The 24,850-nt window shown below is 63.8% G+C and carries 21 protein-coding genes; 4 read left to right on the top strand and 17 right to left on the bottom strand.

The annotated features are described in order from the left end of the window. Window positions 1–86: 86 nt before the first annotated feature. A complete protein-coding gene (locus NMB96_RS01655; protein WP_023905129.1) occupies window positions 87–2,750 on the bottom strand; it encodes a TonB-dependent receptor domain-containing protein in 2,664 nt (887 codons plus the stop codon). 78 nt (window positions 2,751–2,828) lie between these two features. Next, window positions 2,829–4,307 carry a hypothetical protein gene (locus NMB96_RS01660; RefSeq protein WP_043889440.1) on the bottom strand — a complete coding sequence of 493 codons (1,479 nt, stop codon included), beginning with the start codon at window positions 4,305–4,307 and terminating at the stop codon, window positions 2,829–2,831. 187 nt (window positions 4,308–4,494) lie between these two features. Here NMB96_RS01660 and NMB96_RS01665 point away from each other — a divergent pair, with 187 nt between their 5' ends. Continuing rightward, on the top strand, window positions 4,495–5,352 hold the full coding sequence (locus tag NMB96_RS01665) for a 2OG-Fe(II) oxygenase (RefSeq protein ID WP_255086051.1): 858 nt from the start codon (window positions 4,495–4,497) through the stop codon (window positions 5,350–5,352). Window positions 5,353–6,010: 658 nt separating this feature from the next. Here the strand turns inward: NMB96_RS01665 and NMB96_RS01670 are convergent. After that, window positions 6,011–6,424: a VanZ family protein gene (locus NMB96_RS01670; RefSeq protein WP_023905132.1), complete on the bottom strand. Its 414-nt coding sequence runs from the start codon at window positions 6,422–6,424 to the stop codon at window positions 6,011–6,013. Then, window positions 6,412–7,665 carry a class I SAM-dependent methyltransferase gene (locus NMB96_RS01675; RefSeq protein WP_023905133.1) on the bottom strand — a complete coding sequence of 418 codons (1,254 nt, stop codon included), beginning with the start codon at window positions 7,663–7,665 and terminating at the stop codon, window positions 6,412–6,414. The genes NMB96_RS01670 and NMB96_RS01675 overlap by 13 nt, the downstream gene beginning before the upstream one ends. On the opposite strand from NMB96_RS01675, the gene NMB96_RS01680 reads away from it, so the two are divergent. Next, window positions 7,664–8,401 carry a pteridine reductase gene (locus NMB96_RS01680; RefSeq protein WP_023905134.1) on the top strand — a complete coding sequence of 246 codons (738 nt, stop codon included), beginning with the start codon at window positions 7,664–7,666 and terminating at the stop codon, window positions 8,399–8,401. The genes NMB96_RS01675 and NMB96_RS01680 overlap by 2 nt on opposite strands. Before the next feature lie 172 nt (window positions 8,402–8,573). On the opposite strand, the gene folK is transcribed toward NMB96_RS01680, so the two are convergent. The 5 genes from folK to NMB96_RS01705 form a co-directional block, all read right to left on the bottom strand. Beyond that, window positions 8,574–9,089 carry a 2-amino-4-hydroxy-6-hydroxymethyldihydropteridine diphosphokinase gene (folK, locus tag NMB96_RS01685; protein WP_023905135.1) on the bottom strand — a complete coding sequence of 172 codons (516 nt, stop codon included), beginning with the start codon at window positions 9,087–9,089 and terminating at the stop codon, window positions 8,574–8,576. A gap of 93 nt (window positions 9,090–9,182) precedes the next feature. After that, window positions 9,183–10,685, bottom strand: a complete 1,503-nt coding sequence (locus NMB96_RS01690) for an ATP-binding response regulator (protein ID WP_023905136.1) — start codon at window positions 10,683–10,685, stop codon at window positions 9,183–9,185. Window positions 10,686–10,688: 3 nt separating this feature from the next. Then, window positions 10,689–11,129 (bottom strand): response regulator, encoded by a 441-nt coding sequence (locus NMB96_RS01695; RefSeq protein ID WP_006452631.1) that lies wholly within the window; start codon window positions 11,127–11,129, stop codon window positions 10,689–10,691. Beyond that, window positions 11,126–12,937: a sensor histidine kinase gene (locus NMB96_RS01700; protein ID WP_255086052.1), complete on the bottom strand. Its 1,812-nt coding sequence runs from the start codon at window positions 12,935–12,937 to the stop codon at window positions 11,126–11,128. Before NMB96_RS01700 ends, NMB96_RS01695 begins: the two co-directional genes overlap by 4 nt. A 277-nt stretch (window positions 12,938–13,214) precedes the next feature. Then, entirely contained in the window at window positions 13,215–13,586 is a 372-nt protein-coding gene (locus tag NMB96_RS01705; RefSeq protein WP_023905139.1) for a BON domain-containing protein, read from the bottom strand. Between the two features lie 150 nt (window positions 13,587–13,736). Here NMB96_RS01705 and NMB96_RS01710 point away from each other — a divergent pair, with 150 nt between their 5' ends. Further along, complete coding sequence (locus NMB96_RS01710; protein WP_255086053.1) at window positions 13,737–14,807, top strand: oxidoreductase; 1,071 nt, start codon at window positions 13,737–13,739, stop codon at window positions 14,805–14,807. Between the two features lie 55 nt (window positions 14,808–14,862). On the opposite strand, the gene gnd is transcribed toward NMB96_RS01710, so the two are convergent. The 8 genes from gnd to NMB96_RS01750 form a co-directional block, all read right to left on the bottom strand. Beyond that, window positions 14,863–15,804, bottom strand: a complete 942-nt coding sequence (gene gnd / locus NMB96_RS01715) for a phosphogluconate dehydrogenase (NAD(+)-dependent, decarboxylating) (protein ID WP_255086054.1) — start codon at window positions 15,802–15,804, stop codon at window positions 14,863–14,865. A gap of 20 nt (window positions 15,805–15,824) precedes the next feature. Further along, window positions 15,825–17,126, bottom strand: a complete 1,302-nt coding sequence (locus NMB96_RS01720; RefSeq protein ID WP_255086055.1) for a hypothetical protein — start codon at window positions 17,124–17,126, stop codon at window positions 15,825–15,827. A 126-nt stretch (window positions 17,127–17,252) separates the two neighbouring features. After that, a complete protein-coding gene (locus NMB96_RS01725) occupies window positions 17,253–17,633 on the bottom strand; it encodes a glycine zipper 2TM domain-containing protein (protein ID WP_023905143.1) in 381 nt (126 codons plus the stop codon). A 124-nt stretch (window positions 17,634–17,757) separates the two neighbouring features. Then, the gene (locus NMB96_RS01730; protein WP_255086056.1) at window positions 17,758–18,564 is read right to left on the bottom strand and encodes a DUF2242 domain-containing protein; all 807 of its coding nucleotides are present in this window, start codon (window positions 18,562–18,564) and stop codon (window positions 17,758–17,760) included. 73 nt (window positions 18,565–18,637) lie between these two features. Continuing rightward, window positions 18,638–19,702 carry a DNA methyltransferase gene (locus NMB96_RS01735; RefSeq protein WP_255086057.1) on the bottom strand — a complete coding sequence of 355 codons (1,065 nt, stop codon included), beginning with the start codon at window positions 19,700–19,702 and terminating at the stop codon, window positions 18,638–18,640. Continuing rightward, on the bottom strand, window positions 19,695–20,795 hold the full coding sequence (locus tag NMB96_RS01740; RefSeq protein ID WP_255086058.1) for a hypothetical protein: 1,101 nt from the start codon (window positions 20,793–20,795) through the stop codon (window positions 19,695–19,697). Before NMB96_RS01740 ends, NMB96_RS01735 begins: the two co-directional genes overlap by 8 nt. Window positions 20,796–20,817: 22 nt before the next feature. After that, on the bottom strand, window positions 20,818–22,221 hold the full coding sequence (locus tag NMB96_RS01745; protein WP_255086059.1) for a nicotinate phosphoribosyltransferase: 1,404 nt from the start codon (window positions 22,219–22,221) through the stop codon (window positions 20,818–20,820). 128 nt (window positions 22,222–22,349) lie between these two features. Next, window positions 22,350–23,405, bottom strand: coding sequence for a bifunctional nicotinamide-nucleotide adenylyltransferase/Nudix hydroxylase (locus tag NMB96_RS01750; protein ID WP_023905148.1), 1,056 nt, complete (start codon window positions 23,403–23,405; stop codon window positions 22,350–22,352). 170 nt (window positions 23,406–23,575) lie between these two features. Here NMB96_RS01750 and NMB96_RS01755 point away from each other — a divergent pair, with 170 nt between their 5' ends. Further along, window positions 23,576–24,454: an endonuclease/exonuclease/phosphatase family protein gene (locus tag NMB96_RS01755; protein WP_255086060.1), complete on the top strand. Its 879-nt coding sequence runs from the start codon at window positions 23,576–23,578 to the stop codon at window positions 24,452–24,454. The last annotated feature ends 396 nt before the right edge of the window (window positions 24,455–24,850 follow it).

Below are 24,850 nucleotides of genomic sequence, written 5' to 3' on the forward strand. Positions count from 1 at the left end.
CGACACACGGCGACACACCATCAAACGCAAAACGCCCGCCATGCGATGCACAGCGGGCGTTTGCATTGACAGCAGCGCGCGTTGGATCAGAAGCGCGCTGTCACACTCAGGTCATATGTCACGCCAGGCTGGTACTCGTACAGGTCCACCCGGTTGCTGCCCAGGCTCTGGTATTCCTGATACTTGGTCTTGAGCAGATTGCGTGCCGCAAAGTTCAACGACAGCGTATTGCCCGACCACACCAGACCCTTCTTGATCACCAGATCCAGCGAGGTGCCCGGCTTGTCGATGTAATCCGGCTGCCCCGGGCGACCACGTGCGGACACCCGCTCGCCGACATAGTTGGCGATCAACGTGGCCTGGCTGTGGGTGCTTTCGCTTTCCACACCGATCTGCAGGTTGGCGATGTCGTCGGACTGCCCCTGCAAGGCCGAGCCATCGCGGATGAACAAGGTCGCCTGCACCGGCGCAGTGAAGCCGAACGGCTGCACGGTGTCGCCATCGCTGGCACTCACCTCCGACTTGGTGCGCGTGTAGTTGCCGGACACGAACACCCGGTTGTCGCCCCACCAGTCACCCGCGATCGGCAGGTCCAGATACTTCTTGGCTTCCAGCTCGACGCCGTACAGCGTGGCTTTGGGCGCATTGATGAAACTCTGCACGATGCCGCCACCGGGTGCATCGTTGACGATGGCTTCGATCGGCTTGTCGATGCTCTTGTAGAACGCGCCGACGGTGACGTACTGGCCCGGCTCGAAGAACCATTCGTAGCGCGCATCCAGATTGACCAGCTCGCTATCGACCAGGAACGGGTTGCCGAAGAACTGGCGGTCGATATCCGGGTCCAGATACTGCTGCGGTGCCATTTCGCGGAACTGCGGCCGTGCGATGGTCTTGGAGGCACCGAAGCGCAGCTGCTGGTTTTCGGCAAAATTCCAGGTCACCGTGGCCGATGGCAGCGCATAGCTGTTTTCCAACGGTGCCACGCTGTCCTGCCGCGTGCCGCTGAAGATGTCGTACGGATGCACCGCCTGGGTGGCGTCTTCGTAACGCACACCGACGGTGGCGCGTAGGGTCGGCACGATCTCGCCCTCGGCCTGCAGATACGCCGCCTTGACCTTCAAGGTCGCATCGTACGCGGCCGCACCGAAGCTGCCGGTGGTCTCGCGCAGGCGCAGCAGATCGTTGCTGAGGTTGAAATCGGAGATCAGGTAATCCACACGCTGGAACTGGTTGTAGAACGGCAGCGGGCCATCCAGCGCCAGGAAGCGGAATTCGCGGCTCCACGCCGTGCGGTCGTTGTCCAGATAAGCCAGACCGCCCTTGACGGTGAGGTCGTGCTCGATCGGCAGGCGCCAGGTCACATCCACGCCACCGCTGGCCACCTTGTCGTCGACCTTGCTGAAACGGGTGTAGTTCTGCACGCGCGAGGCATCGTGCGCCCAGTAGCCATCCAGCAGTTCGTAACGAATGCCGGTTTCGTACGGCACATCGCGGCTGGCATTGGCCACCGCTGCGCGCCATTCGATCTTCAAGTCATCGTATTCGCCGAATGCATGCGTACCGCGCAGCTGGTTGTTGATCAGCTGGCGCTCGTACCACTCGGTGTTGTCGTCGCGCACATCGAACCCGGCCAGCTCATCGCGACCGGCGCGGCTACGCGCCACCTTCAAGGCGTCGTGCACATACAAGGTGGTCCAGCCGATGGTGTGGCGGCCGTATTCCCACCCCAGGCCCAGCATGCCGTTGGTGCGCACGTTGTTGCGGGTGGTGGCGAAGTCGTAGTTGGAATTGAACTCGACCGTATCGCCGACAAAGATGCCGTCTTGCTGCTTGCCGGTACGCGTGCGCCATTCGTTGTCGTAACTGGCCACCGCAATGATGCCCAGCTTGGCTTCGCCCACATCCATGCTGTAGCCGGCGCTGCCGCCGACATTGACGTCCGGGGCGATGCTGTCCTTTTCCTGCAGCACGTACAGGTTGGCATTGTTCAAGCTGCGGCCGATGCTGCGGATGTCCTCGCGCGAGAAGCTGCCCAGGTCGACGCGCCGGCCGCTCTGGATCGCATCGCGCAACGCGGCAGGCTGCTTGCGCGTGCCATCGTCATAGCCCCACTCGTCGTCGCCGGAACCGTAATAGGTCAGGCCTTTTTCGCCGGTGCTGACGCTGTTGACGCCGCCGCCCACCGTGAGCGAGAGAAACGGTTTATCCGGCACCGTCATCGATTGCAGATCGATCACGCCGCCGCCGAATTCGCCCGGATAATCGGCCGAATAGGTTTTTTGCACGGTGACGCTGGCCAGCACATCGCTGGGAAACAGATCCAGCGGCACCACGCGCTGCATCGGCTCGGGGCTGGGCAACGGCGAGCCATTGAACAACGCTGACGAATAGCGCTCGCCCAGGCCGCGCACATACACATACTTGCCGCGCGACAGGCTCAGGCCGGTGACACGCGTCAGCGCCACCGCTGCGCTGCTGTCGCCGGTACGCTCCATGTCCTCACGGGTGATGAAGGACGCCACCTCGGAGGTCTGCAGCATCGGTTCGGGAATGTATTCGCCACGCACCACGACCTGGTCGAGTTGCTTGGGCGCGCTGTTGGTGGTGCTGGTCGTGCTGCTGGTGCCGCTGCTGGAATCGGCATCGGTGGTGGTCGATTGCGCCAGCGCAGCGCCGGAAAACAGCAAGGTGGAAATGGAAAGAGACAGGCCCGTCCGCGAAAGACGGGCGACAGCGGAGGTTCGCATCGTGGGAGCCCTGGCAACTGAAAGATGAAGCTGGACGCATCACGCGGCGACCATCGGGCCGCCGCGTGACGCTGTGCCTCAGCAGGGACGATCGGCGGTCAGACCGCAGGTCCAGCCCTGCCACCAGGTGTCGTTGGCATCACGCACGCCACCGATGTAGTTCACCTGCTGGAAGAAGCTGCTCACCCCATTCAAGCCCTGGAATGCCGGCACGGCGGTTTCGTTGGCGCCATTGACGAAGGTGTTCTGCAACGTGGACACACCGTTGGCAACGTTGTTGGTACCGGCCGCAAACTGGGTGGCCGCACGCGCATCGCTACCGAAGGCGGTCGGGCAGGCGAAGAACACCGAGTTGAACGTGCCCAGGGTGTCGGCGTCGGCCAGGTTGAAGCACACCAGGCCATCGCCGGTGCCACCCGCCGGACGCGTGAACACCGAGTTGTAGAACGCGGCCTGCGTGCCCTGGTTGAGCATGATCGCCGCACCGGCGCGCGCATTGCCCACGTAGGTGAAGTTGGCCACCTTCGGACGCGAATACGGCTGGCGACGCAGGCTGCTCCACTCGTTCATGCGGTCGCCGCCGCCGGCGCGCTGCACCACGATGCCGAACTGCAAGGCGCCGTTCCAACCGGCATCGGTATCCAGCGAATCGTCGTCGGCACCGGTGATCACCACGTGGCTGCCGTTGACCGACCCACCGAACCATTCGATGCCGTCGTCGGAGCTGTTGTGGATCTGCACGTAATCCAGACGCGTGCCGTTACCAACACCTGCCAGGGTGATGCCCTGCAGCTCGTTGTTGGGCGAGATTTCGAAGCCCGAATACATCACGCGCAGATAGCGCATGGAACCGCTGTTGTCGGTGACGCTGTTGCCGCCGTAGAACGCGTTGGTGCCTTCGACCTGCGCCTGGCATTCCGGCGTACCTGACACGGTGGTGCCCGGGCAGTTGTTGATGGCCGCGCGGCCCAACACCACAATGCCGCCCCACAGGCCGATGGTATTGGCGGTGACGGTGCCGTCCAGCGCCTGACGCGCAGTGAACACGATCGGTGCGGTGGCGCTGCCTTCGGCAAAGATCTGCGAGCCGCGATTGACCACGATGTAGTCGCTCCCCGACGAGCCGTACAAGGTCGTGCCCGGCTCGATCGTCAAAATGCCCTGCGCGCTGCCGGCGGCCGGTGCAATGGCATTGCCGCCGCGGTCGGTCCCCACGTTGACGCGGCCACTGATCGAATACGCAGTGCCTGCACGTGCCGGCACCACCAGATTGCCGGTGATGGTGTCCGGCAACTGGCAGGCGCGCAGCGTATTGTTGGCGATGGTGCCGACGTTGGAAAAACCGGTCGGGCAATCCGCAGCCGGGCCGGTCGGTGCCGGCGCAGGCGTCGGTGCCGGCGTGGGCGCCGGGGTCGGTGCAGGAGCGGGTGTCGGTGCGGGCGGAAACGCGCCCTCGCCAGGCGAAGCGACGCGGTCGGCACCACCACCGCAGGCGGACAGCGCCAGTGCGGTACCAAACGTCATCAGTAATGTCTTGCTGCTGTTGCGAACGGCCATGCGGCTGATCTCCAGGTCAAAAGGTCCGGTATGAAGAGGAGTCGTCAAGAATTGGTGGCGTTCCGCGCACTGCAGTGGCGAGCACGTTCAAGATCCCCGTCACTTTTATAGGGGCTATGTGTTGCATTTGTCTTACCGCGACACATTTGACATAAAGCTGCCACACGTTGGCATGCACTGTAGGGCGATGACATCGACCACTATTCCCGCCGCCCTGGGCGATTGGATCATTGCGCAGGCAATGGCCGGCCAACCGCCCGAGCAAGCGCTACAACCGCTACTGGATCAGGGCTGGAACGAGCAGGACGCCATCGACGCGGTCGAAGCGCTGTTGCGTGAGCACATCCAGCAACATGCAGTGACACACAGCCTGCCGGTACCGGTGCGCGTGCCTGCGGTGTTGCAGGACAACGATGCCTCGCTGCTGGATCTGGGCGACCGCCAAGTGTGTGTACTGGTCAGCCTGCTGCTGCCGCGCGTGGTGGTGCTGGGTGATTTTCTGTCCGATGCCGAATGCGATGCCTTGATCGCACTGGCACAACCACGCCTGGCACGCTCGCGCACCGTGGATAACGACAACGGCGCGCAGATCGTGCACGCCGCGCGCACCAGTGACAGCATGTGTCTGCAACTGGGCCAGGACGCGTTATGCCAACGCATCGAAGCGCGCATCGCACGCCTGCTCGATTGGCCGGTAGACCACGGCGAAGGGTTGCAGGTCCTGCGCTACGCCACCGGCGCGGAATATCAGCCGCACTACGACTATTTCGACCCAACCGCCGCCGGCACACCGGTGTTGTTGCAGGCCGGCGGTCAACGCCTCGCATCGCTGGTGATGTATCTCAACACGCCCGAACGCGGCGGCGCCACGCGCTTTCCCGATGCACATCTGGACGTGGCCGCCGTCAAAGGCAACGCCGTGTTTTTCAGCTACGACCGCCCGCATCCAATGACGCGCAGCCTGCATGCCGGCGCACCGGTATTAGCCGGCGAAAAGTGGGTCGCAACCAAGTGGTTGCGCGAACACGCGGTGCGTTTGCCCTAGTCAGTCGAGCGCGCGGTGCCCTCACCGCTTGCGTGACACCGCACCAGACAGTTTGCTGGTTGCTTGAAAGCATGCACACCGACTATCTCGACTGGTCCTTGCCCGCTCACCAGCGCGGGACCTTACGCGGCATGGATGTCGCGTAAGAGCCTACACGGACGTACTTGCGGCGTGTCCCGCGCTGGTGGGCGGGCAAGGGCCCTGCAGCGAAGTCACAGATCAACCGCTCTGTAACTGATCTATCCGCACTCTCCATGCGTTTCAAGACACCCGAGATTTCGAGTCGTAGCGTCGTTTAGATGCGATCAAAAGCTTGGTGAGTCGAGTGCGCGGTGCCCTCACCAGACAGTTGGTCGGTAGTTTGATGAAAGCCTGCCTGTTGATCGCGTTGCGCTTTGCGTTGCGAAGCTGATCGGCCGCGGCGTTATCCAAACAACACACCATGCCTTGCTTGCAACCATGCACACCGACCACCTCGACTGGTCCTTGCCCGCCCACCGTCGCGGGACCTTACGCGGCATGGATGCCGCGTAAGAGCCTACACGGACGTACTTGCGGCGTGTCCCGCGAGGGTGGGCGGGCAAGGGCCCTGCAGCCATGCCTCAGCCCTGCGCACCAAATTTTGCCAGTCATTCCAAAACCGCAAAACACAGAAAAATCAGCGCGACCCAAACACCCGCTGATCCACCCGCAACATCACCAACCGCAGCCGCGTCCACGCAAGACACAACCCGGCAAGGATGCCCAAGGTATCGGCCAGCGCATCGTAGGGATCAGCACTGCGATTGGTCGTCAACGCACCTTGCGCGATCTCGATACCGATACCCAGCAACACCAACCCGAACGCCGCAAACAACAACGCCCGACGTGTGGCGAACAACTGCACCGCACCCCAGCACAACAACGCGAACGTCAAAAAGTGCTCCGCCTTATCGCTGTTGGAGGGTAGCTCCGGAAACTCTGGCGGTGGCCCCAGGCACACCGCAATCACCACGAAAATTGCCGCGATCCACAAACCCACCCACAACCACGGCCGATAAAACGGACGCAGTGCAGACGTCACAGCCGCCATGTGAGATCGCCCGCCAGAAATGCAGGCGCAAAATCGACATCGCGCGCAAAGCCCATCACCTGGAATCGCTCGCCCATTTCGCTGGGCAAGGTCAAGCGTTTGATCTGCTCGCGCAAGCGCATGCGCCCCACCTCATCGGTGCGCGTATCGGCCTGCGCCAGTAGCGCATCCAATCCATTGCCCAACAGAAAGCTCGATTGCGTGCAGTAACCGGCCAACTCGAAACCGGCACCGGTGCCGGCCTCGGCCAACGCCGTGAAGTCTACCGACGCGGTCAGATCCTGCAGACCCGGCCAGCGATACAGATCCTCATGCATGCGATGACGATAGAACGCACGCAAGGTGCCGTCTTCGCGTTGTGCACGATAGAACTCGCCACGCGGGTAACCGTAGTCGACAAACAACATCGCCCCCCGCTTCAGACCACCGGCCACCGCCTGAATCCAGTACGGCAACTGCGGCAGCAACTCCGAGCGATAGCCATCGGCAAACGGCTGCTGCAGATAGCGCTCCAGATGACGCACCGCTGCACCCAGCAACGCATCGGCCGGCTGCTCGCCACGTGCAAACTGCTGCTGCGCATCCAGCACCACGGTTTCCTCATACACCTCGCCATCGCGCAGCGCGAAGCGCGGCGTGGGCAATGCATCGATCACTTCGTTGGCGAACAGCACCCCGTCCCAATCGTCCGGAAACGGTGCATCCAGCCACTCGACCAGATCGAACACCGGCGGTATCAGCGTGCGCCCCAACCGCTCGCGCTGACGTTCGCGCAAGTCTGCACTGGGCTCCAGAATCGCGTAACGCTCGGGCAGCGCATCGAGCTCGAGCAGGCGCTTGAGCGTGACTTCGGCAAATGCGCCGCTGCCACCGCCTACTTCGAGCACACGGGCACTTGGGCCGAGCTGCTGCAACACCGGCGCCAACGCACCGGACACGGTCGCTGCGAACAACGGCCCAAGCTCGGGCGCGGTGACGAAATCGCCGGCCTCGCCAAATTTGCTGGAGCCGGCGCTGTAATAGCCAAGACCCGGCGCATACAGCGCCAGCTCCATGAAACGCGAGAACGGGATCGCACCGCCGGCAGCGGCGATTTCGGCGCGCACATGCGCAGCCAGGCGGTCGCTGTGCGCCAAGGCGTCCGAATCGGGAGTGGGAAGGTCGGCGTGCATGCGGGCACCGGTTGCGGGGACAATGCACAGGATAGCCGAGCCCTTTGCAACGCCGAGCGAGTACGCCATGACAGACAGTTCCAAGGTGGTCTTGATCACCGGCGCAGGCCGCCGTATCGGCGCGCAGATCGCCACCACCCTGCATGCGGCCGGCTACCGCGTGGCCTTGCATGCACACCGCTCCGGTGAGGCGCTCAGCGCGCGCGTGGCCGCGTTGTGCGCGCAACGCGCAGGCAGCGCGCTGGCCTTGCACGCCGATCTACGCTTGCCGGAGGCACCGGCGCAACTGGTCGCCGACTGCATCGCAACATTCGGCCGCCTGGATGGGGTGGTCAACAACGCCTCGGCGTTCTATCCCACCGCGCTGGGCGAAGCGACCGCAGCGCAATGGGACGAGTTGTTTGCAGTCAACGCGCGCGCGCCGTTCTTCATCGCCCAGGCTGCGGCCGCACAACTGCGCCAGCACCGCGGTGCCATCGTCAACCTCACCGACCTGCATGCCCAGCAGCCGATGCGCAATCACCCGCTGTACGGCGCGTCCAAGAGCGCGCTGGAAATGCTGACCCGCTCGCTCGCACTGGAACTGGCACCGCAGGTGCGCGTCAATGCGGTCGCCCCCGGCGCGATTCTGTGGCCGGAAGAAGGCAAGTCTTCCGACGCCAAGCAGGCCCTGCTCGCGCGCACGCCGCTGGCACGCATCGGCACGCCCGAAGAGATCGCCGAGGCAGTGCGCTGGTTGCTCGATGAAGCCAGCTTCGTCACTGGCCATACCTTGCATGTGGACGGTGGCCGCCAGCTCAGTTAAGCAACTGTCCAAGCGGCCAGGCGCGCTGCCGCGCACACTCGCTCCATGTGCGCTGCGGATAACGCGCTGCCTGCAGACTCGACCATGACGGTTCCGGGCGGCATCTTTCACGCCTGCCTACGACGATCCGCAAGCGTTGTCAGTCACGCCTTGCCGGTACTGCAGCGCTGCGCTACTGCGCCACAGCCGCCGCGACGGGGGCCGCCTCCAGCTCCACCGTCGTAAACGCGGTGCCGTACTGCGGGTGCGCCTGCCATAGCGCGGCCAGCGTCTGCCCGCTCAACGGATCGATAAAGCCAGGCGCGATATCGGCCAGCGGCTTCAACACGAACGCATGCTTGAGCTCCGGCCGCGGAATACGCAAATGCCCGGGCCCTTCGATGATGCAATCACCGAAGAACACCACATCCACATCCAGGGTGCGGTCACTGAAACGCGGGCCGCTGCGGTCGCGGCCGTGCGCGTCTTCCAGCGCATGCAGCCAATGATCTAGCGCGTGCAGATCCAGATCGGTATCCAGCACCACCGCGTTGTTGACGAAGTCCGGCCCGTCGAAGCCCACCGCCGGCGTGCGGTACGCAGGCGACACGTCGAGCTGGCCAAAGCGCGCGCGCAAGGCGTCGACGGCCAAGCGCAGGTAGTGAGTCGGCTGGACATTGCTGCCGAGGCTGAGAAGCACGGTGGTCATGCGTTATTCGCGCATGCGGCCGGCGCGGGCGTCAACTGTTGCAATCGCATTGCACTTGAACAAGCACGCCCGCAACGCGCGAAAACCCCTGGATCAGGCCATTTCGAGCGCGTGCGACACGGCACGGAACACCCGGCGCATTTCCAGCGGCTTGCGCAGCACATGCACCGGGATATCCGCCGGAAAGTGCATCCGCTGCAGCGGCGCGCCGACATCTTCCAGCACGATCGCCGGGCCCTGATAGCCCAGCTCCTGCATGCTCAACAGCACGCTCACGGCCGAGAGCAGAATGATGTCGCTGTCGATGATCACCAGGTCGGGCATGGCGTGTGGCTGCACCAGTTGCAGCGCGGCCGCGCCATCGGTGGCCAGCTGCGGCTGATAGCCCTGGCTGGACAGTGCATTGCCCAGCAGCGACAGGCGCGTGGCTTCGCCGTCCACCAGCAGGATGCGTTGCCCCTGGCCCAGCGGCAGCGGCGGCTCGGTGTCGGCAACTGCCACCGCGTTCGAGCGCATCGGCACCAGCATGTCGAAACGCGTGCCCTCGCCCAGCCGGCTGTCGACCAGGATGCTGCCGCCATAGCTTTCGATGATGCGCTTGCACGAAATCAGCCCCAGCCCGGTGCCGTCGGCCTTGGTGGTGAAGAAGGGGCTGAACAGGCGTGCGCGGGTTTCATCGCTCATGCCCACGCCGGTGTCGGCCACGCTCATGCGCACGCGCGCATCGTCATGGCGATCGGCCGACAGAATCAATGTGCCGCCACCCGGCATCGCCTGGATCGCGTTCAAACCCAGGTTGAGCAGGCATTGCTGCAGTTCGGTGTAATTGGCCTCGATGGTCAGATCCAGGGCGATCGTCTCCATCTGCAGGCGCACGCCATCGGGCAGGCTGCTCCTGAGCAGCATCTGCACGCCCTGGAACAGACTGGCGACGGACACCTGCTCGCGCGGCTTGTTGGAGCCGCGCACGAACGAGAGCATCGACTCGGCCATCTCATGCCCGCGCCGGCCGCACTCGGCCACCACCTTGGCCAACTGACGCAGCTGCGGGTCGTCGGTGCGCCCGGCCAGCAGGTCGGGCACGATCAACAACGGCTGCAGGATATTGCGCAGGTCGTGACTCAAGCCGGCCGCCAGCATCGCCAGACTTTCCAGCCGCTGCGCGCGCATCAGCTCGCTCTCCACGCGCTGACGTTCCAGGTCGGCACGCGCTTCGCGGATCGCGCGGATCACCGCACTCGGCAAGCGGGTCGGGTTGTGCTTGATGATGTAGTCGTTGGCGCCGTCCTGCAGCGCCTTGACCGCCGTCTCCTCGCCCATGGTGCCGGAGACGAAGATGAAGGGCGTGGCACCGTTCTGGCGCACCAGACGCAATGCCTGGTGGCCGGAAAACCCGGGCATGCTCAGATCCGACAGCACGATGTCCGGCTGGAATTCATCCAGCGCGCTGCGCAGCGCGCGTTCGCTGTCCACGCGCTCGAACGCCGCGTCGATGCCGGCATCCAGCAGCTGATCGGACAACAGCTCGGCATCTTCCGGTGAATCTTCCACCAGAAGGATCTTCAGCTGCTCCAGTTTGCCACCCTCTTGCAGCATGGTTCAGTCCAGCTCCGGTGCCTGATTGATGACCGCCCAGAACGTGCCGAGCGTCTTGACTGCATTGAAGAACTGATCGACATCCACCGGCTTGACCACATAGGCATTCACGCCCAGGTCCCAGCTGCGGGCCAGGTCGCTCTCTTCGCGCGAGGACGACAGGATCACAATCGGCAAGCGCTTGAGCGTCTCGTCGCCGCGTACCTGCTTGAGCACTTCCAGGCCATCCAGCCGCGGCATCTTGATGTCCAGCAGCAACACCGCCGGCAAGCCTTCCTCGCGATCGGCGAACGCGCCACGACGCAGCAGGTAGTCCATGGTTTCCACACCGTCTTCGACGTGCACGATGGGGTTGGCCAGGCGGGCTTCACGCAGGGCGTCGACCGCCATTTCTGCATCGGCCGGGCTGTCTTCTGCCAGAAGAATGGTACGGATGGCACTCATGCATTGAACTCTTGGTTGGGCGCTTCATGCGCAGGGGGAAGCACAAAATGGAACGTGGCGCCTTCGTCGACGACACCCTCGGCCCAGACCCGGCCGCCGTGGCGCGTCAACACGCGCCTGACACTGGCCAGGCCAATGCCGGTACCGGCGTATTCGCTGGCCTTGTGCAGACGCTGGAACACACCGAACAACTTTGCGCTGTACTCCATATCGAAGCCCGCACCGTTGTCGCGCACACTGAATTGATGGCCGCCGTCCGGCAGCGGCCGGTAGCTGACCTCGATCTTGGCCACTTCGCGCTTGGCGCTGTACTTGACCGCATTGCCCAGCAAGTTCATCCACAGCTGGCGCATCATGTTTTCGTCGGCCACCAGCACCGGCAGCGGGGCGATGTGCCATTCCACACGGTGGCCGGTGTTTTCGCTCTGCACGCTGGAATCCAGGATCGCGCGCGTCTCCGACACCAGCGATTGCATGTCCACCGCCTGCAGGCGCAGCGCACTGCGGCCCAGGCGCGAATACACCAGCAGATCGTCGATCAGCGACGCCATGCGCCGCGCCGAGCTGCTGATCACTTCCATGTAGTGACGCGATTTTTCGTCCGCCGCATCGCCCAGGTGACGCGCCAGCTTGTCCGAAAAACCGGCCACATGCCGCAACGGTGCGCGCAGATCGTGCGAGACCGAATAGCTGAAGGCTTCCAGCTCGCGGTTGACCTCGGACACCTGATCGACCTTGCCTTCCATCTGCCGGTTGAGTTCCTGGATGCGCTGTTGCGAGGCTTTCTGCAGGCTGATGTCGCTCACCGTCATCAGCACCACATCTTCGTCGTTGGTATCGGGCAACGGCATGCGTCGCGCGTTGATCAACATGGTGCGCAGCACGCCATCGGCGCCGCGCTGCTCATGTTCGTAATCCCACAACTCGCGGTCGCGCAGCAATACGTCGGCAAGCCGCTGATGAATCTGCGCATCGCGCCACACGCCCTCGCCCACGTCCTCCAGCGACATCGATTCGTTACCGCGCTCTTCCAGGCCATACAACTCGGCGAAGGCCGGGTTGTGCAGCATGATGCGCTGTTTGTCATCCAGCAGCACGATCGGCTCGCGCACGGTCTGCAGCACCGAACTGGCGCGGCCATTGGCACGCAGATATTCCTGCTCGGCCGCCAGGCGGCGGCGGATCTGCCGCTGCAGCAACCAGATCACCGTGCCCAGCAGCAGCAACTGCACGGCCAGCGTCCCCCAGCTCAGTACCGCGTAATGCGTGCGTTCTTTGGTGGCGCGCGTGCTGCGCAGTTCCAGCAACTTGCTTTCGGCGCTTTGCAACTCGTCGATCAACAGCCGGATCGGGTTGTTCAAGGTCATGTCGTCGATCAGCGCACGGATCAGCGCCGGATCGGTCGCCACGGCGATACGCTCGGCCAGCAGCAAGCGGCGCTCGATCGTGCTCTGGATGCGCCCCATCCGCACTTGCTGAGCCGGGTTGTCCTTGGTCAGCACGATGAGCTGATGCACCGCCGCCAACGCTTCACGCCGGCCACGCCGCATGCGCTCCAGCAAGGCAGGGCGCGCCACACCATGCGAGCGCATCAACGCCGCCGATTCGGTATCGCGCATCGCCGCTTCCAGACGCTGCGCGGTCTCCTGCACGTCCTGGCTATGCGAGACCCACACCGCGGCCTGATTGGCGTTGTGCGCCATCTGCTGCAACAGCAACGAGGGCACCACCACAATCAGGAACACGGCAACTGCCAGCAAAGGCAGGCGCCAGCGATCCCATCTGTCTGCTTGGACCGTTGTCTGCATTACTCGATCTGTATCCGCTCGCTGCAAGGACCCGAAGGCGCGCCGGTATTATCCCCGACCAGACCCAAGGTGAGATTAATGATTCAGATTTGTCACGCCGATTCGTGACATAGCTGAATGGGCATATCATAAGTGCAGCAAACGTGAAAATGGTGAGAGCGGGCGCCACCTGTCGGCTGGCCTGCGACACACCAACAAAAAAGGCGCACTCCGTAGAGTGCGCCTTCGTGCTCAGGCCAACCGCCTCGTCGCGGCGGCCCGGCATCTGTGACTGCGATTACTTCTTCGCAGCAACAACCTTCAGACCAACCGACTTGACGCTCTTGACACCTTCGATGCCCTTGGCCACAGCCACGGCCTTGTCGTGCTCGGCCTTGGTCGCGACCGAACCGGTCAACGTCACGATGCCGTTCTTGGTCTCGACCTTGACGTCGGTACCCGACACGTTGTCGGTGGCCAGCAGATCTGCCTTCACCTTGGTGGTGATCCAAGTGTCGGTTACCGGCTTCTTGGACTCGTCCATGCTGGCAGCGTGGTCCTTGTGATCGGCATGTTCCTGCGGCGCCGCGAATGCCTGCGAGGCACCCAGCGTCAGGCCGAGCGACAGCGACAAAGCCAGCAACTTGCGTGCATGCGTCATGTTCTTCATCCGATACCCCTTCTAGTGAATGTGGCCGCAGTCTGCAGTGGCGTTCGTCGTGCAGGTGTGACTGCCGGATGCAGAGGTTGTGAACCTGGCACACACGGGTGTGTGCAATACCATGGACGCTTCCTCAGTCGTTGCGATGAACCGTTTTCAATGCCTAAACCGTTCAATCTGGCCATCGTCGGCTATGGCTATGTCGGCCGCACCTTTCATGCCCCGCTGATTGCCAGCACACCGGGTTTGCAGTTGCACAGCGTGGTGTCGTCCAAGCCGCAACAAGCGCAGGCCGACTTCCCCGATGTGGCCGTGCTTGCCGATCTGGAAACCGCGTTGGCCGACCCCGCGCTCGATGCAGTGGTGCTTGCCACGCCCAACCAGACCCATGCCCCGTTCGCCTTGCAGGCACTGGCCGCCGGCAAGCACGTGCTGGTCGACAAACCCTTCGCACTGGATGCCGCACAGGCGCGCGAGGTGGTGGATGCTGCCGCAGCGGCCGGGCGCATCGTCAGCGTGTTTCAGAACCGCCGCTGGGACGCAGACTTTCTCACCGTGCGCCGGCTGATCGACGAAGGCCAGCTGGGCGAGGTGGTGGAATTCCATTCACACTTCGACCGCTACCGCCCGCAAGTGCGCGACCGTTGGCGCGAGAGCGACATCCCCGGCGCCGGGCTGTGGTACGACCTGGGCCCGCATCTGCTCGATCAGGCACTGCAATTGTTCGGCACCCCGCAGGCAATCAGCGCGGATCTGCAACGCCAACGCAGCCAGGCACGCAGCGACGATTATTTCCATGTGACCCTGCGTTACCCGCGCCTGCGCGTGATCCTGCATGCCGGCTCGTTGGTGGCCGACAGCAGCCTGCGCTTTGCCGTCCACGGCACTCGCGGCAGTTATCTCAAGCACGGGCTGGATACGCAGGAAGACCAACTACGCGCCGGGCGTCGCCCGGGCACCGCCGGTTGGGGTGTCGACCCGCTGCCCGGCACCGTCACCCGTGTCGATGAAGAAGGCCGCGTGCACACCCATCAACCCGACACCCTGCCCGGCGACTATCGCAACTGCTACGCCGCATTTCGCGATGCATTGGCCGGTACCGGCCCGGCACCGGTCAGTGGTACAGACGCCGTGCAATTGATGGAGCTGCTGGAGCTGGCGCAACGCAGTGCTGCGTCGGGTCAGGTGCAGTGGTTGGATGGTGCCGGCGCCACGTCTGGGGACCGCTAAAACGACTGCGCGCCCGCAAGGCAGGCGCGCATGAACTGCTTCACTCGCTGACGCGTTACGCGTCCTTGCTGCCGATCGTCGGCGGTGTCGCGGTGGTGGTCATCACCGCATGCCCACCGAACTGGTTGCGCATCGCCGCCAGCAACTTGTCGGTGAACGAATCCTTGTCGCGCGAGCGCAACCGCTCCATCAGCGACAGCGTGATGATCGGCGCTGACACTTCCAGATCGATTGCCTCGGCCACCGTCCAGCGGCCTTCGCCCGAATCGGCCACGAACGGTGCGATGCCGGCCATGCTCGGGTTGTGCGCCAGCGCATCGGCGGTGAGATCCAGCAACCACGAACGCACCACGCTGCCATCGCGCCAGATCTCGGCAACCTGGTGCAGATCCAGCGCGAAATCGGTCTTGTGCTGCATCAGCGCAAAGCCTTCGGCATAGGCCTGCATCATTCCGTACTCGATCCCGTTATGGACCATCTTGGTGAAGTGGCCGGCACCGCTCGGGCCAACGCGGCCCCAGCCCTTGTCCGGCGCCGGCGCCAACGTGGCCAGCACCGGATGCAGCGTGGTCACTGCCACCTCGTCGCCGCCCACCATCAGGCTATAGCCTTCCTGCAGACCCCAGACGCCACCGCTGGTGCCGCAGTCGACAAACGAAATGCCGCTGGCCTGCAACAGCGCGGCGCGGCGTTGCGAATCCTTGTAATACGAATTGCCGCCATCGATGACGATGTCGCCGGCCTGCAACAACGGCAGCAGCTGCGCCAGGGTGTCATCGACGATCTTGCCGGCCGGCACCATCAACCACAGCACCCGCGGGCTCGGCAGCGCCGACACCAACGCTGCCAACGCATCGGCAGTGACAATGCCCTTGGCCTGCGCACTACTACGCGCGCCCTCGCCTGGATCGTAGCCATGTACGCGATGCCCGCCGTGTACCAGACGCTCGGCCATGTTGGCGCCCATGCGGCCCAAACCCACCATACCCAGTTCCATAATCGCTCCTCATGATCTGATCAGTGCAGGGTGCCACGCCGGGCGTACGCTGGCGTGGCGGAATTCTCAATGGATCGTTCCGCAGCGGTGCCGGCGCTGCACTGTTGCAGCTGCCAATCGATCCAGCGCCAGTACAAGGTGCTGCGCAAATTGTGCAGGGTCAGGTCGATGGCATACGGCGTGCGCGGATTGCGGTCGAGCAACCGCGCCACGTGATAGCCGATCGGCTTGACGCCCTTGGGATGGACGTAGACCAGAAAGCCCTGATAGAACGGATCGTCCAGTAACGCCTGTAGCGTTTGCAGCTGCGCGTGTTGTTGCGCATCGAGCGTGGCGCGCAGTTTTGCATCGCGCTCGTACAGCAAACGCTCGAAACGACGCTTGCCCGGCCCGCGCACGTCCTTGGCCAGTTCCCAGATCTGTCGATTGAGTGCGTCGTAATGCGCAAAGCCGCCGTGCTGCGCCAACGCCTGCGCCGCCGCATCGCTGACATCCACCACCACGAAGTTTTCGGCCTGGTTATGGATGTCGTCCAGATACGCCTTGTCGAACACATGCGCGATAAACCCCGGCGCACCGACAAATGCCTGGCGCCCCAGTTGCGCGGTCTTGACTGCCTTGCCGTCGGCAAAGAATTCGCCGGCATGCGCACCCAGCAAGATGCTGTCGGTGTCGTGCAAGGTCAAAAAGGTACCGATCGATAACTCGCCAGGCGTAAACACCCGATCGAATCCGGCATCGCCGTACAGCTCGCGCTGCGTGGCCAGCTGCGCCACCTGACGCCCCACCCCGCATTCGGAGCGCACTTGGCCGCTGTAGAACGCATCCAGCGCCTGCGCATTGCTGCCACGCGGCTGATAACCACGCCCGAAACTGCGAAAACCGCTCCAGCCCTGCGCAGCGGCGCCACGCCAGCCGAAGCCGATCCAGCCCAGTTGCACGGCCGAAAACCGATAGTGCGGGTTGTCTTGCAGCTGCGTCGTTGCACGCCGCGTGGCCGCGCCGACTTCGAACGCATAGGCGCACTGCGTGGCGGAATCGTCCAGCAAGGCCTTGAGCGATGCGCCGCGTTGTTGCGCGTTCCAATTTAGTGGAAGCGTCAGCTGCAGGTCGCCGGCGGCGCGTGCCTGCGCGAGCGAGCCGCGCGTACACGGTTCTCCGCGTTGGATCACCGGCGCACTGACCGCTGCGCTGCGGATGTCCCAGCCCAGGCGCCGCAGCAATGCTTCGACGCAGTCCACCCCTGCAGCGTTTGCTGCCTCACTTGGCGCGGCAACGGCGACCTGCAGCAATTGCGCGGCCAACAAGGCCAGAGCAAACATCCCGTTGCGGCAAGTGCGAAAAAAACTCATCGCTGCGATGTGGTGTGAATCGACAACACGGCGCTGCACCCTCAAACGTAGAAAGCCCCGGCATGACCGGGGCTCGTGAAAATCAATACATCACCTTCAGCGGCGTTCGCAGACGCGCTCGACCTGACGGTTGCCGTTGGCTTGCTGACGATTGCCCTGGATGGTGCGGCCCGCAGCACCGCCGGCGACTGCACCGGCCACGGTTGCCAGCTTCTTGCCGTTACCGCCACCTACCTGATTACCCAGCAGACCACCGACCACTGCGCCTGCAACGGTGCCGCCGACGCGATTGGGGTCGGTCGAATTCTTCTGCACTTCGACATTGTGGCAGCGCACGCGCGTGCCGTCATTGAACTTGCGGCCTTCGTCTGCTTCCGTATAACGGTGCTGACGCGAATGGGTCTGGGCCTGCGCGAAGGTGCTCGTCGCCATCAGGCCGATCAGGGAAATACCCAACAGGGAATTGCGCATCTTCATCGTGGTCTCCGTCGTTCTCGCCCACTCGGCGAGTCATGGCTGCACTCTCGCGGCTCGGTCGAGAACGCAACGTGAAGCGCACAGCCGTCTATTCAGATTCCGGAGCGAAGCGTGAATCGTGCCGTCACTGCTGAGTTGCGGGCTCGGTCTGTGGCACGTTCGCCGGCGTGGATGCAGGTGCCGGTGCAGGGGGCGGATCCTGGGCCTCGACCGGTAGCGGCGCAACCGGCGGCTGTTCGACTGTTGTGGAAGCAGACGTTGCGGCAGCGGCCGGCACTGCAGTCGCGGGCGTTGCAGCCGCTGCGGTCGGCACAGGTGCCGCCGCCGTAGGTGTAGCCGCAGCCGGATGTGGCGGTGCAACTGGCGCGGACGCCGCGCTCGCAGCGGCAGGCGCGGCCTGGGTCACATTGGGCAGATACGAGTTCAAGCGCTCGAAAAAGCGCTTGTAGAAGGCCGCGTCCTGCACTGTGGTGGTGGACACACGCACCAGCGAGTCGCCGGTACTGCCCACCGGCAGCGACAACGAGCCCAGCACGCCGACACCGACGCTGGCCGAGGTCGAGCTCTTCTTCAGTGCGTAACGATCCTGCAGCGCGCTGACGAACACTTGTGCCTTGCCGCCCTCCTGGGGGGCGCAGGAAATGCGCAGATTGAGCTGCTCGCTCTGGTCGGCTTCTTTGAGCTGGAAGTTCTTGCTGCCTTCCACGCCCGCGGCATCGGCACGCGTGACCGCATAGCCCTGGCTCAACAGCACGCGCCGCGCGGCCTCGCAAGCCTGCATCGAGGTGGCCGCCACACTGCGCGAATAGGTATCGTCGGAATTGAACGACTCGCGCATCAGCATCGTGTCGCCCTTGCTGCCACCGCAGCCAGCCAGGGTTGCCAGCGCGCCAAGCAGCGCGCCGCGCGCGATCAGGGAAGAACAAGACATAGACAACTCCGGCATCCAAAACCGGCCAAGAGCATAGCCGCAACCCATGTGCGCGTGGCGTGGCGTTGCCGGATCAGGGCAACGGCGGTTCATCCGCCGGCAATTGCAGGTCCAGCTGCAGGCAGCTGCCGTCTGCGCCGATGCGCTCGGCGCGCAGATAGTGGTGCGCGCGCACCGCAGCCAGCGCCACCGGCGCCCGGCACGGCTCGCCCCACAGGCTCAACGCGAATCCCTGCGCCTGCAGCCAACCGGTCAGGCGGTCCCACAGTGTCTGCTCGGCCTGCAGGATCAGGTCCAGATCGGCCGGACCCTGGGGCACCGAGTCCGGCGACTCCAACCAACGCGCGTAGCTCCCGTGCAGCACCACCGGCAAGCCTTGCGCCCGCACCGCCTGCAGCAACTGCGCCGCCTGTTGCAGGTCCAGCCGCGGACGGCAATGCTGGAAAATCAGTGCGTACTCGTGGCTGCGATTGCTCTGCGTGCCGGCATGCGTCAGCGCTGCGCCCGGCCGCTGGTAGCACAGCACCCGTTCCTCGCGCAGCGTGAACAGGCTGGCGAGGATCCGCCCCAGGTCCCATGCCTGCGGGATCACCCGCCCGCCGACAACGACGTTTTCCACCATCGCCACGCCAAAGGCATCCGGCCGTAATCGCTTGCGCAGCGCATGCAACACCGCACGCATGCCGGACAGATAGCCGGCGTAATCGGCACTGGCATACAGCTGCCCAGGCACTGCTTCGCCTCGCCAGTGGCAACCGAAATACGGCACGTTGGTCAGACATAGATCGATCGCCGCAGCGGGCGCGGTGTCGGCCAACGTGCCGACCACGACCGGCGCGTGCACACCATGCCGTTGCAGGCGCGTGCGTGCCAGGTGCGCACGTGCGGGATCGATCTCCATGCCATGCGCGTTGCGCCCTTCCAGCGCCGCCGCCAGCAACGTGCTGCCGAAACCGCAGAACGGGTCGAACACCTGCTCCCCCGGCGCACTGAAATGGCGTACGAACGGGCGCATCTGGTTGACACAGCCACAGTCGCGCCCGCCAAGCGGATCGGCTGCGCGCAGGTCGTCGGGTAGTGCCCACGCCGGATCGTCCGGTGTTGGCGTCCACCAGCTGTGCTGATCGAGTTCATCCATCGGCCGGCTCCCATAGCACATCGGCATCCGGATCCCAACCTGCGCACAAGCGGCCGTTGGCGAAGAACACCAGCTTGTAGAGGTCGCCGGTGGCATGCCGCGCGTGCATGGCTGCGTAGTCGGCGCTTTCGAACACCACTTCCAGGCCATCCTCAATGCGCATGCGCAGATTCCAGAAGTAATAGCCCTCGGTCATGCCGTCTGCTTGCCAGCGCGACCACCACGGCTGCTGCATGCACTGCGCCAACAAGGTCTCCATCCCGATGCGGTGCTGCGCGATATAACGCCAGGTGCCATTGCTGCGGTACGCATCGTCCAGACGCGACAACTCGCGAAAGATCACCTGGCTGGCGCCACAGCTGCGCGCCCACGCGATGTACTGCGCCACGGCATCGGCACTGTCCACACCACCGCGTTGCACGATGCAGACCAGTCGCACCGGCACGCGCGCCGCAATGCCTTGTGCCGTATGCGCGAAAGTGGCCGTATCGGCAATCGGCTCGTCGGGGCGAAAGCGCATGATCGCGTCGTTGCAGGCCTGCAGCGGGTGGTGACGCGACAGCTCGATCCACGACAGGCCGAAGTGCACCAAGGCATCGATCAACTGCGCACCCTGCGCACGCGCAAACCCGGCACCATTGCTGTACAGCACGCGCTGCTCCACACGCGGGCCGTTGGGCGTTGTGGACAAGGTGTGCAGCAAGGCCTGCAACCAATCCGGATCGTCGGTCATCTCCAACCCGGACAAGGAATACGACAACGGCACCCTGTGCAGCAGCTGCAACGCAGCGCTCAACTGTGCGAAGTAGTCCGGCCCCGGACGCAACATCGCTGCGGCCAGGCCGCCGCCGTGCTGGCGCAAGTTTTCCGAACAGAAACCGCAGCGCGCCGAACACGGCCGCACCGACGCATACGGCGTAAAGGTGATCGGCAAGGCAACCCGATACGCGCGCTCGCCGATGCGCAGCGCATGCCATCGGCTTGTCTCGCTCTGCTGCGGCACGCGCCGCCGCAGGCTGGGCGCCGCAGCGCGCAGCCTGGCCAACAGTGGCGATGCAGACAGCAACGAAGCCTCGTCGATGGAAGCGTCCATGACGCTGCCTGCGCGCCGAACGTCAGCGACGCGCGGCGTCGGCACGCGCGCGCACCTGCTCCAAGGTCCACTCCTGCTGCATGACGCCGTTTTCCCACACCGTCACCAACGCATCTTCGCTGTCCGCGCTGGCGGCCACTTCGTCGAGCAAGGCGCTGCGATAACTGCCATCGTCGCGGTCGCGCAATAGCGTCAATCGACCACGCTTGCTCTGCTTGCCCTTGTCGGTGATCGGGTCCTTGTAGACGTCGATCCACTGCCCGTCCACACGCACCGCCGAGCACTTCAGCGCGAACTTCTGCGTGTCGCGGTCCACTTTTTGCAGCAACGCACCGCCCATGCCGAAGGCGACGTTGTCGGCGGCATACCCGGCGGCAGTGATGCGTTCGAGAATGGCGTGCAGCGATTGCGGATTGATGCCGTCGCCCTGGATCACCCGCACATGGTTGAGCACCTTGTAGCCCTTGCCGTTGCGCTGATGGCCGAAGGCTTCGTCCAGCAACAGCAGGCATTGCTCGACCACGTCCACCGGGTCGCCGGAATCGGGGCGGATCACCACCGTCGCGCCGGAGGCGATGATCTCTTCGCGCAAGGTGGTGCCCCAATGCTCGCGAATGGCGCAATAGATGTCGTAGCTGTCGGAGACCACCGCCACGATGGAACCGGGCCGTGCGAACTGCGTGAGCATGTTGCGATACGCATCCACCTCGCGCTCGCGGCCCCAGCTGGTGATGGTGCTGTGCTCGGCGGCGGGAATCGAGAACCCCGCCACCGGCGTGTGGTAATGCGCACGTGCCAGCAACAACGCCGACAAGGTATCGGTGCCGAGGAAATTCACCAGATGCGCCGCGCCACCGAGGGCCGCCGAGCCGAGACTGGACACGCCACGCGCGCCAAAGTCATGCAGCTTGAAGGGCAACTGCCCTTCCGGATCGTCGCTGGTGCGCTGCAGGTAATCGCGCACGATCTGCTTCACCTGCCAGCTCACCGTGGCCACGGTCACCGGGTACCACACGCGCAGCAACAAGGTTTCCAGATACGACGGCACCCAGAACGCCTTGGCGTCGGTGGATTCGATGGTCATCAACACGTTGTGCGTGGGCACAACCGCACCTTCAGGCACGGCGCGGATGCGGATCGGCAGCTGCCCGCCAAGGCGGTCGACGATATCGCGCCAGCCGGCTTCGTTGAACGGCTCGCCATGCGCGGCCAATAGTTCCTTCGCATCGTCGATATCGGCGTGCGTCACCGGCCGGTTGATGGCTTCTTTCAGGATCGACTGCAGGCCGAAGAACACGGTCTGGTCGTACACGCCACCGCGCGATTCCACATAGAAAAACGCCGCATCGGTACCGGGCGGGTATTGCAGCCAGTGGCTGGCCTTGTAGCTGTCGGTGTTGAGCAGCAGGTTATCGAGGTAATGCATGACGGAAGCTCCTTCGCGTCGAGTGAACCAGCGGTCTATCCGCCGGCGGGAGGTCATAGTTCAAGCCAACACACGGTGCGAGCGGCTGCTTGATCGTCAGCAGCAGCACACAGCAGGTGGTGTCGCTCTCAGCCACGACCCAGGAAAAATTCAAGAATATGCAGATGGTCTTCGTACAAGCGCGGGCCCATCGCCATCACTTCGGCGATCGGAATCCAGCGCGCCTTGTCGGCATCGTCGCCGCCGCGTACCGCGGGCAACTCGCCGGCCGGAAATTCGAAATGGAATGCATGGGTGATGGTGCGTCCACGCAGGCTGCGCTCGGGGTGATCGAACACCTGGCGCCCCCGCAATGACCCCTTGAGCACCGGCACCGGCACCTTGAGCCGGGTTTCCTCGCGCAGCTCGCGCAGACAGCCGTCCAGCAGACCTTCGTCCTGAGCGATGAAACCACCCGGCAACGCCCACAACCCCTTACCCGGCTCGGCGCGACGACGCACCAGCAACACATGGCCCGAATGCACGACCACCGCATCGGTGGTGACGAAGGTCGGCGCATATGGGGCATCTTTCCAAGCAGCGCGGTATTGCTCGATAAAACGGTATTCGGCCACCAGTTGCGCATAGCTCGGGGAATTACGCCGAAACGCCTCCAGCATGTCGTACACCGGCGCCGGCACATTGCCGCGCAACATCAGCAAGCCACCGTGGAAACCGATCTCACCGGCTTCGAACAGATAGCGGCGCAACTCGGTGGCCGACAGCGTGGCGGTGTGCTGCACATCTTCCAGCGGCCACTGCGGAAACTCACGCAGGTAATAACTGCTGGCATCCTTGTCCATGCCGATCAGACCGATGCGTGCATCAAGCGTGCCGCCATCGGCATGCACGGCTTCCGCCACCTGGCGCTGCACGTCGGCGATCCACAGGCTTTCGTTATAGAGATGGTCGCGCAATGGCCGCACTATCAACCGGTCGCTCTCGCCCGGCAACGCGGACTCGATCATCACCGCGCGTTCGGCAACGGTCCACGGATTACGAATGGTACGGGGCGTGTCGGCAGAGCCGATCAACACAATGAGCTTGTTAGCCTTGCCCAGCGCGTGGCGGGCGACGGCGGCGTGGCCGTTATGAAAAGGCTCGAAACGCCCGATAAACACGAGATAGTCGTACTGCATTGCCATGAGAATCCCTCACGATTGAGTGGTCAGCCAGCGGTCTATCCGTTAGCTTGGTACAAATGCTACGCCGATGTGGGGCGGCGTCAAGCCTACGATGCAGCGATGCACAGTGATCTATCGGTCATGCCAGCTAACTAGACTTGGCAGTCTGTCCTTATCAGGAATTCGCCTGTATGCCACACCAATCCACACACCAATCCATTCGCGTTGTGTCACGTTGCTTGCTCGTTGCAATCGCAGTGCTGTGCATCGCAGTACCTGCATTGGCCGCGCCTGCGCCCGCACCACTGCGCGTAATGTCGTTCAACGTGCGCGTACCGGTGGATACCGACGGCGACAAACGTTGGGAGGTACGCCGCACGGCGATGGTCGCGCTGATCGAACAGACGCACCCCGATGTCTTCGGCACGCAGGAATTGGTTGAGGAACAGGCGCAGTACCTGGCGGCACACCTGCCCACTTATCGCTGGTTCGGTAAAGGCCGCCGCGCCGATGGTAGCGACGAACATATGGGCGTGTTCTACGACAGCCGTGTCCTGAGCGTGGTGGAATCGGGCGACTTCTGGCTGTCCGAAACGCCCGAAGTCCCCGGCAGCAGCAGCTGGAACACTGACCTGCCGCGCATGGCCACCTGGGCGCTGTTCGAACGTCGCAGCGACAAGCGCCGCTTTTATCTGTTCAACACCCATTTCGCTCACCGCGACCAGGACGAAGCAGCGCGCGAACACAGCGCACGCGTAATCCTGTCACGCATCGCAACGTTGCCTGCCGGCATTCCGGTGGTAGTGACCGGCGACTTCAACAGCGATCCCGACAACGGCACCTACCACACGCTCACCGCTGTACTTGGCGATGCGCGATCACATGCGACCAAGCGACAAGGCCCGGAGAAAACCTTCCAGGATTTCACCACCCACCCGAGCCGACGCATCGACTGGATCCTGTTCCGCGGCCTCACACCGACGCGCTTTTCCACATTGGATCAGCGCCCCGGCGGCGTGCTGCCGTCAGACCACTATCCGGTGCTGGCCGAACTTACCTGGCCGCAGTGACATCGCGACAGCCCTGCCCTGCCGACCTGAGCGAGCGTCCCTGCGCGCGATTGCGCGTGACCATTAAAGCCTCATCGCACGCAAGCGCATCCCCAATCACCATCAATGTACTGAAGGGGATGTTGGTAATGGCAGAGATTTGCTCGAATCGAAAAGAGCCGATCAGGTTGCCCGCCATCGGACGCCCGCGCAGGCACCGCTCGCAACCATGCACACCGACCATCTCCACTGGTCCTTGTCCGCCCACCCTCGCGGGACCTTACGCGGCATGGATGCCGCGTAAGAGCTTACAAGGACGTACTTGCAGCGTGTCCCGCGAGGGTGGGCGGGCAAGGGCCCTGCAGCCAAGCCACAGGTCATCCGCTCTTAGTCAGCATCAAAAAAAAGCCACCGCAT

Origin of the sequence: Xanthomonas hortorum (assembly GCF_024339125.1) — a bacterium.
GTDB lineage: Bacteria > Pseudomonadota > Gammaproteobacteria > Xanthomonadales > Xanthomonadaceae > Xanthomonas > Xanthomonas hortorum.

What these genes read in the sequence shown, in the direction of transcription:
- NMB96_RS01730 (WP_255086056.1), bottom strand. Translation starts at nt 18,564, where the DNA reads ATGTCTTGTTCTTCCCTGATCGCGCGCGGCGCGCTGCTTGGCGCGCTG.
- folK (WP_023905135.1), bottom strand. Translation starts at nt 9,089, where the DNA reads ATGACCACCGTGCTTCTCAGCCTCGGCAGCAATGTCCAGCCGACTCAC.
- gnd (WP_255086054.1), bottom strand. Translation starts at nt 15,804, where the DNA reads ATGGAACTGGGTATGGTGGGTTTGGGCCGCATGGGCGCCAACATGGCC.
- NMB96_RS01665 (WP_255086051.1), top strand. Translation starts at nt 4,495, where the DNA reads ATGACATCGACCACTATTCCCGCCGCCCTGGGCGATTGGATCATTGCG.
- NMB96_RS01690 (WP_023905136.1), bottom strand. Translation starts at nt 10,685, where the DNA reads ATGCTGCAAGAGGGTGGCAAACTGGAGCAGCTGAAGATCCTTCTGGTG.
- NMB96_RS01740 (WP_255086058.1), bottom strand. Translation starts at nt 20,795, where the DNA reads ATGGACGCTTCCATCGACGAGGCTTCGTTGCTGTCTGCATCGCCACTG.
- NMB96_RS01750 (WP_023905148.1), bottom strand. Translation starts at nt 23,405, where the DNA reads ATGGCAATGCAGTACGACTATCTCGTGTTTATCGGGCGTTTCGAGCCT.
- NMB96_RS01660 (WP_043889440.1), bottom strand. Translation starts at nt 4,307, where the DNA reads ATGGCCGTTCGCAACAGCAGCAAGACATTACTGATGACGTTTGGTACC.
- NMB96_RS01705 (WP_023905139.1), bottom strand. Translation starts at nt 13,586, where the DNA reads ATGAAGAACATGACGCATGCACGCAAGTTGCTGGCTTTGTCGCTGTCG.
- NMB96_RS01710 (WP_255086053.1), top strand. Translation starts at nt 13,737, where the DNA reads ATGCCTAAACCGTTCAATCTGGCCATCGTCGGCTATGGCTATGTCGGC.
- NMB96_RS01720 (WP_255086055.1), bottom strand. Translation starts at nt 17,126, where the DNA reads ATGTTTGCTCTGGCCTTGTTGGCCGCGCAATTGCTGCAGGTCGCCGTT.
- NMB96_RS01700 (WP_255086052.1), bottom strand. Translation starts at nt 12,937, where the DNA reads ATGCAGACAACGGTCCAAGCAGACAGATGGGATCGCTGGCGCCTGCCT.
- NMB96_RS01725 (WP_023905143.1), bottom strand. Translation starts at nt 17,633, where the DNA reads ATGAAGATGCGCAATTCCCTGTTGGGTATTTCCCTGATCGGCCTGATG.
- NMB96_RS01655 (WP_023905129.1), bottom strand. Translation starts at nt 2,750, where the DNA reads ATGCGAACCTCCGCTGTCGCCCGTCTTTCGCGGACGGGCCTGTCTCTT.
- NMB96_RS01670 (WP_023905132.1), bottom strand. Translation starts at nt 6,424, where the DNA reads ATGGCGGCTGTGACGTCTGCACTGCGTCCGTTTTATCGGCCGTGGTTG.
- NMB96_RS01695 (WP_006452631.1), bottom strand. Translation starts at nt 11,129, where the DNA reads ATGAGTGCCATCCGTACCATTCTTCTGGCAGAAGACAGCCCGGCCGAT.
- NMB96_RS01735 (WP_255086057.1), bottom strand. Translation starts at nt 19,702, where the DNA reads ATGGATGAACTCGATCAGCACAGCTGGTGGACGCCAACACCGGACGAT.
- NMB96_RS01680 (WP_023905134.1), top strand. Translation starts at nt 7,664, where the DNA reads ATGACAGACAGTTCCAAGGTGGTCTTGATCACCGGCGCAGGCCGCCGT.
- NMB96_RS01755 (WP_255086060.1), top strand. Translation starts at nt 23,576, where the DNA reads ATGCCACACCAATCCACACACCAATCCATTCGCGTTGTGTCACGTTGC.
- NMB96_RS01675 (WP_023905133.1), bottom strand. Translation starts at nt 7,665, where the DNA reads ATGGCGTACTCGCTCGGCGTTGCAAAGGGCTCGGCTATCCTGTGCATT.
- NMB96_RS01745 (WP_255086059.1), bottom strand. Translation starts at nt 22,221, where the DNA reads ATGCATTACCTCGATAACCTGCTGCTCAACACCGACAGCTACAAGGCC.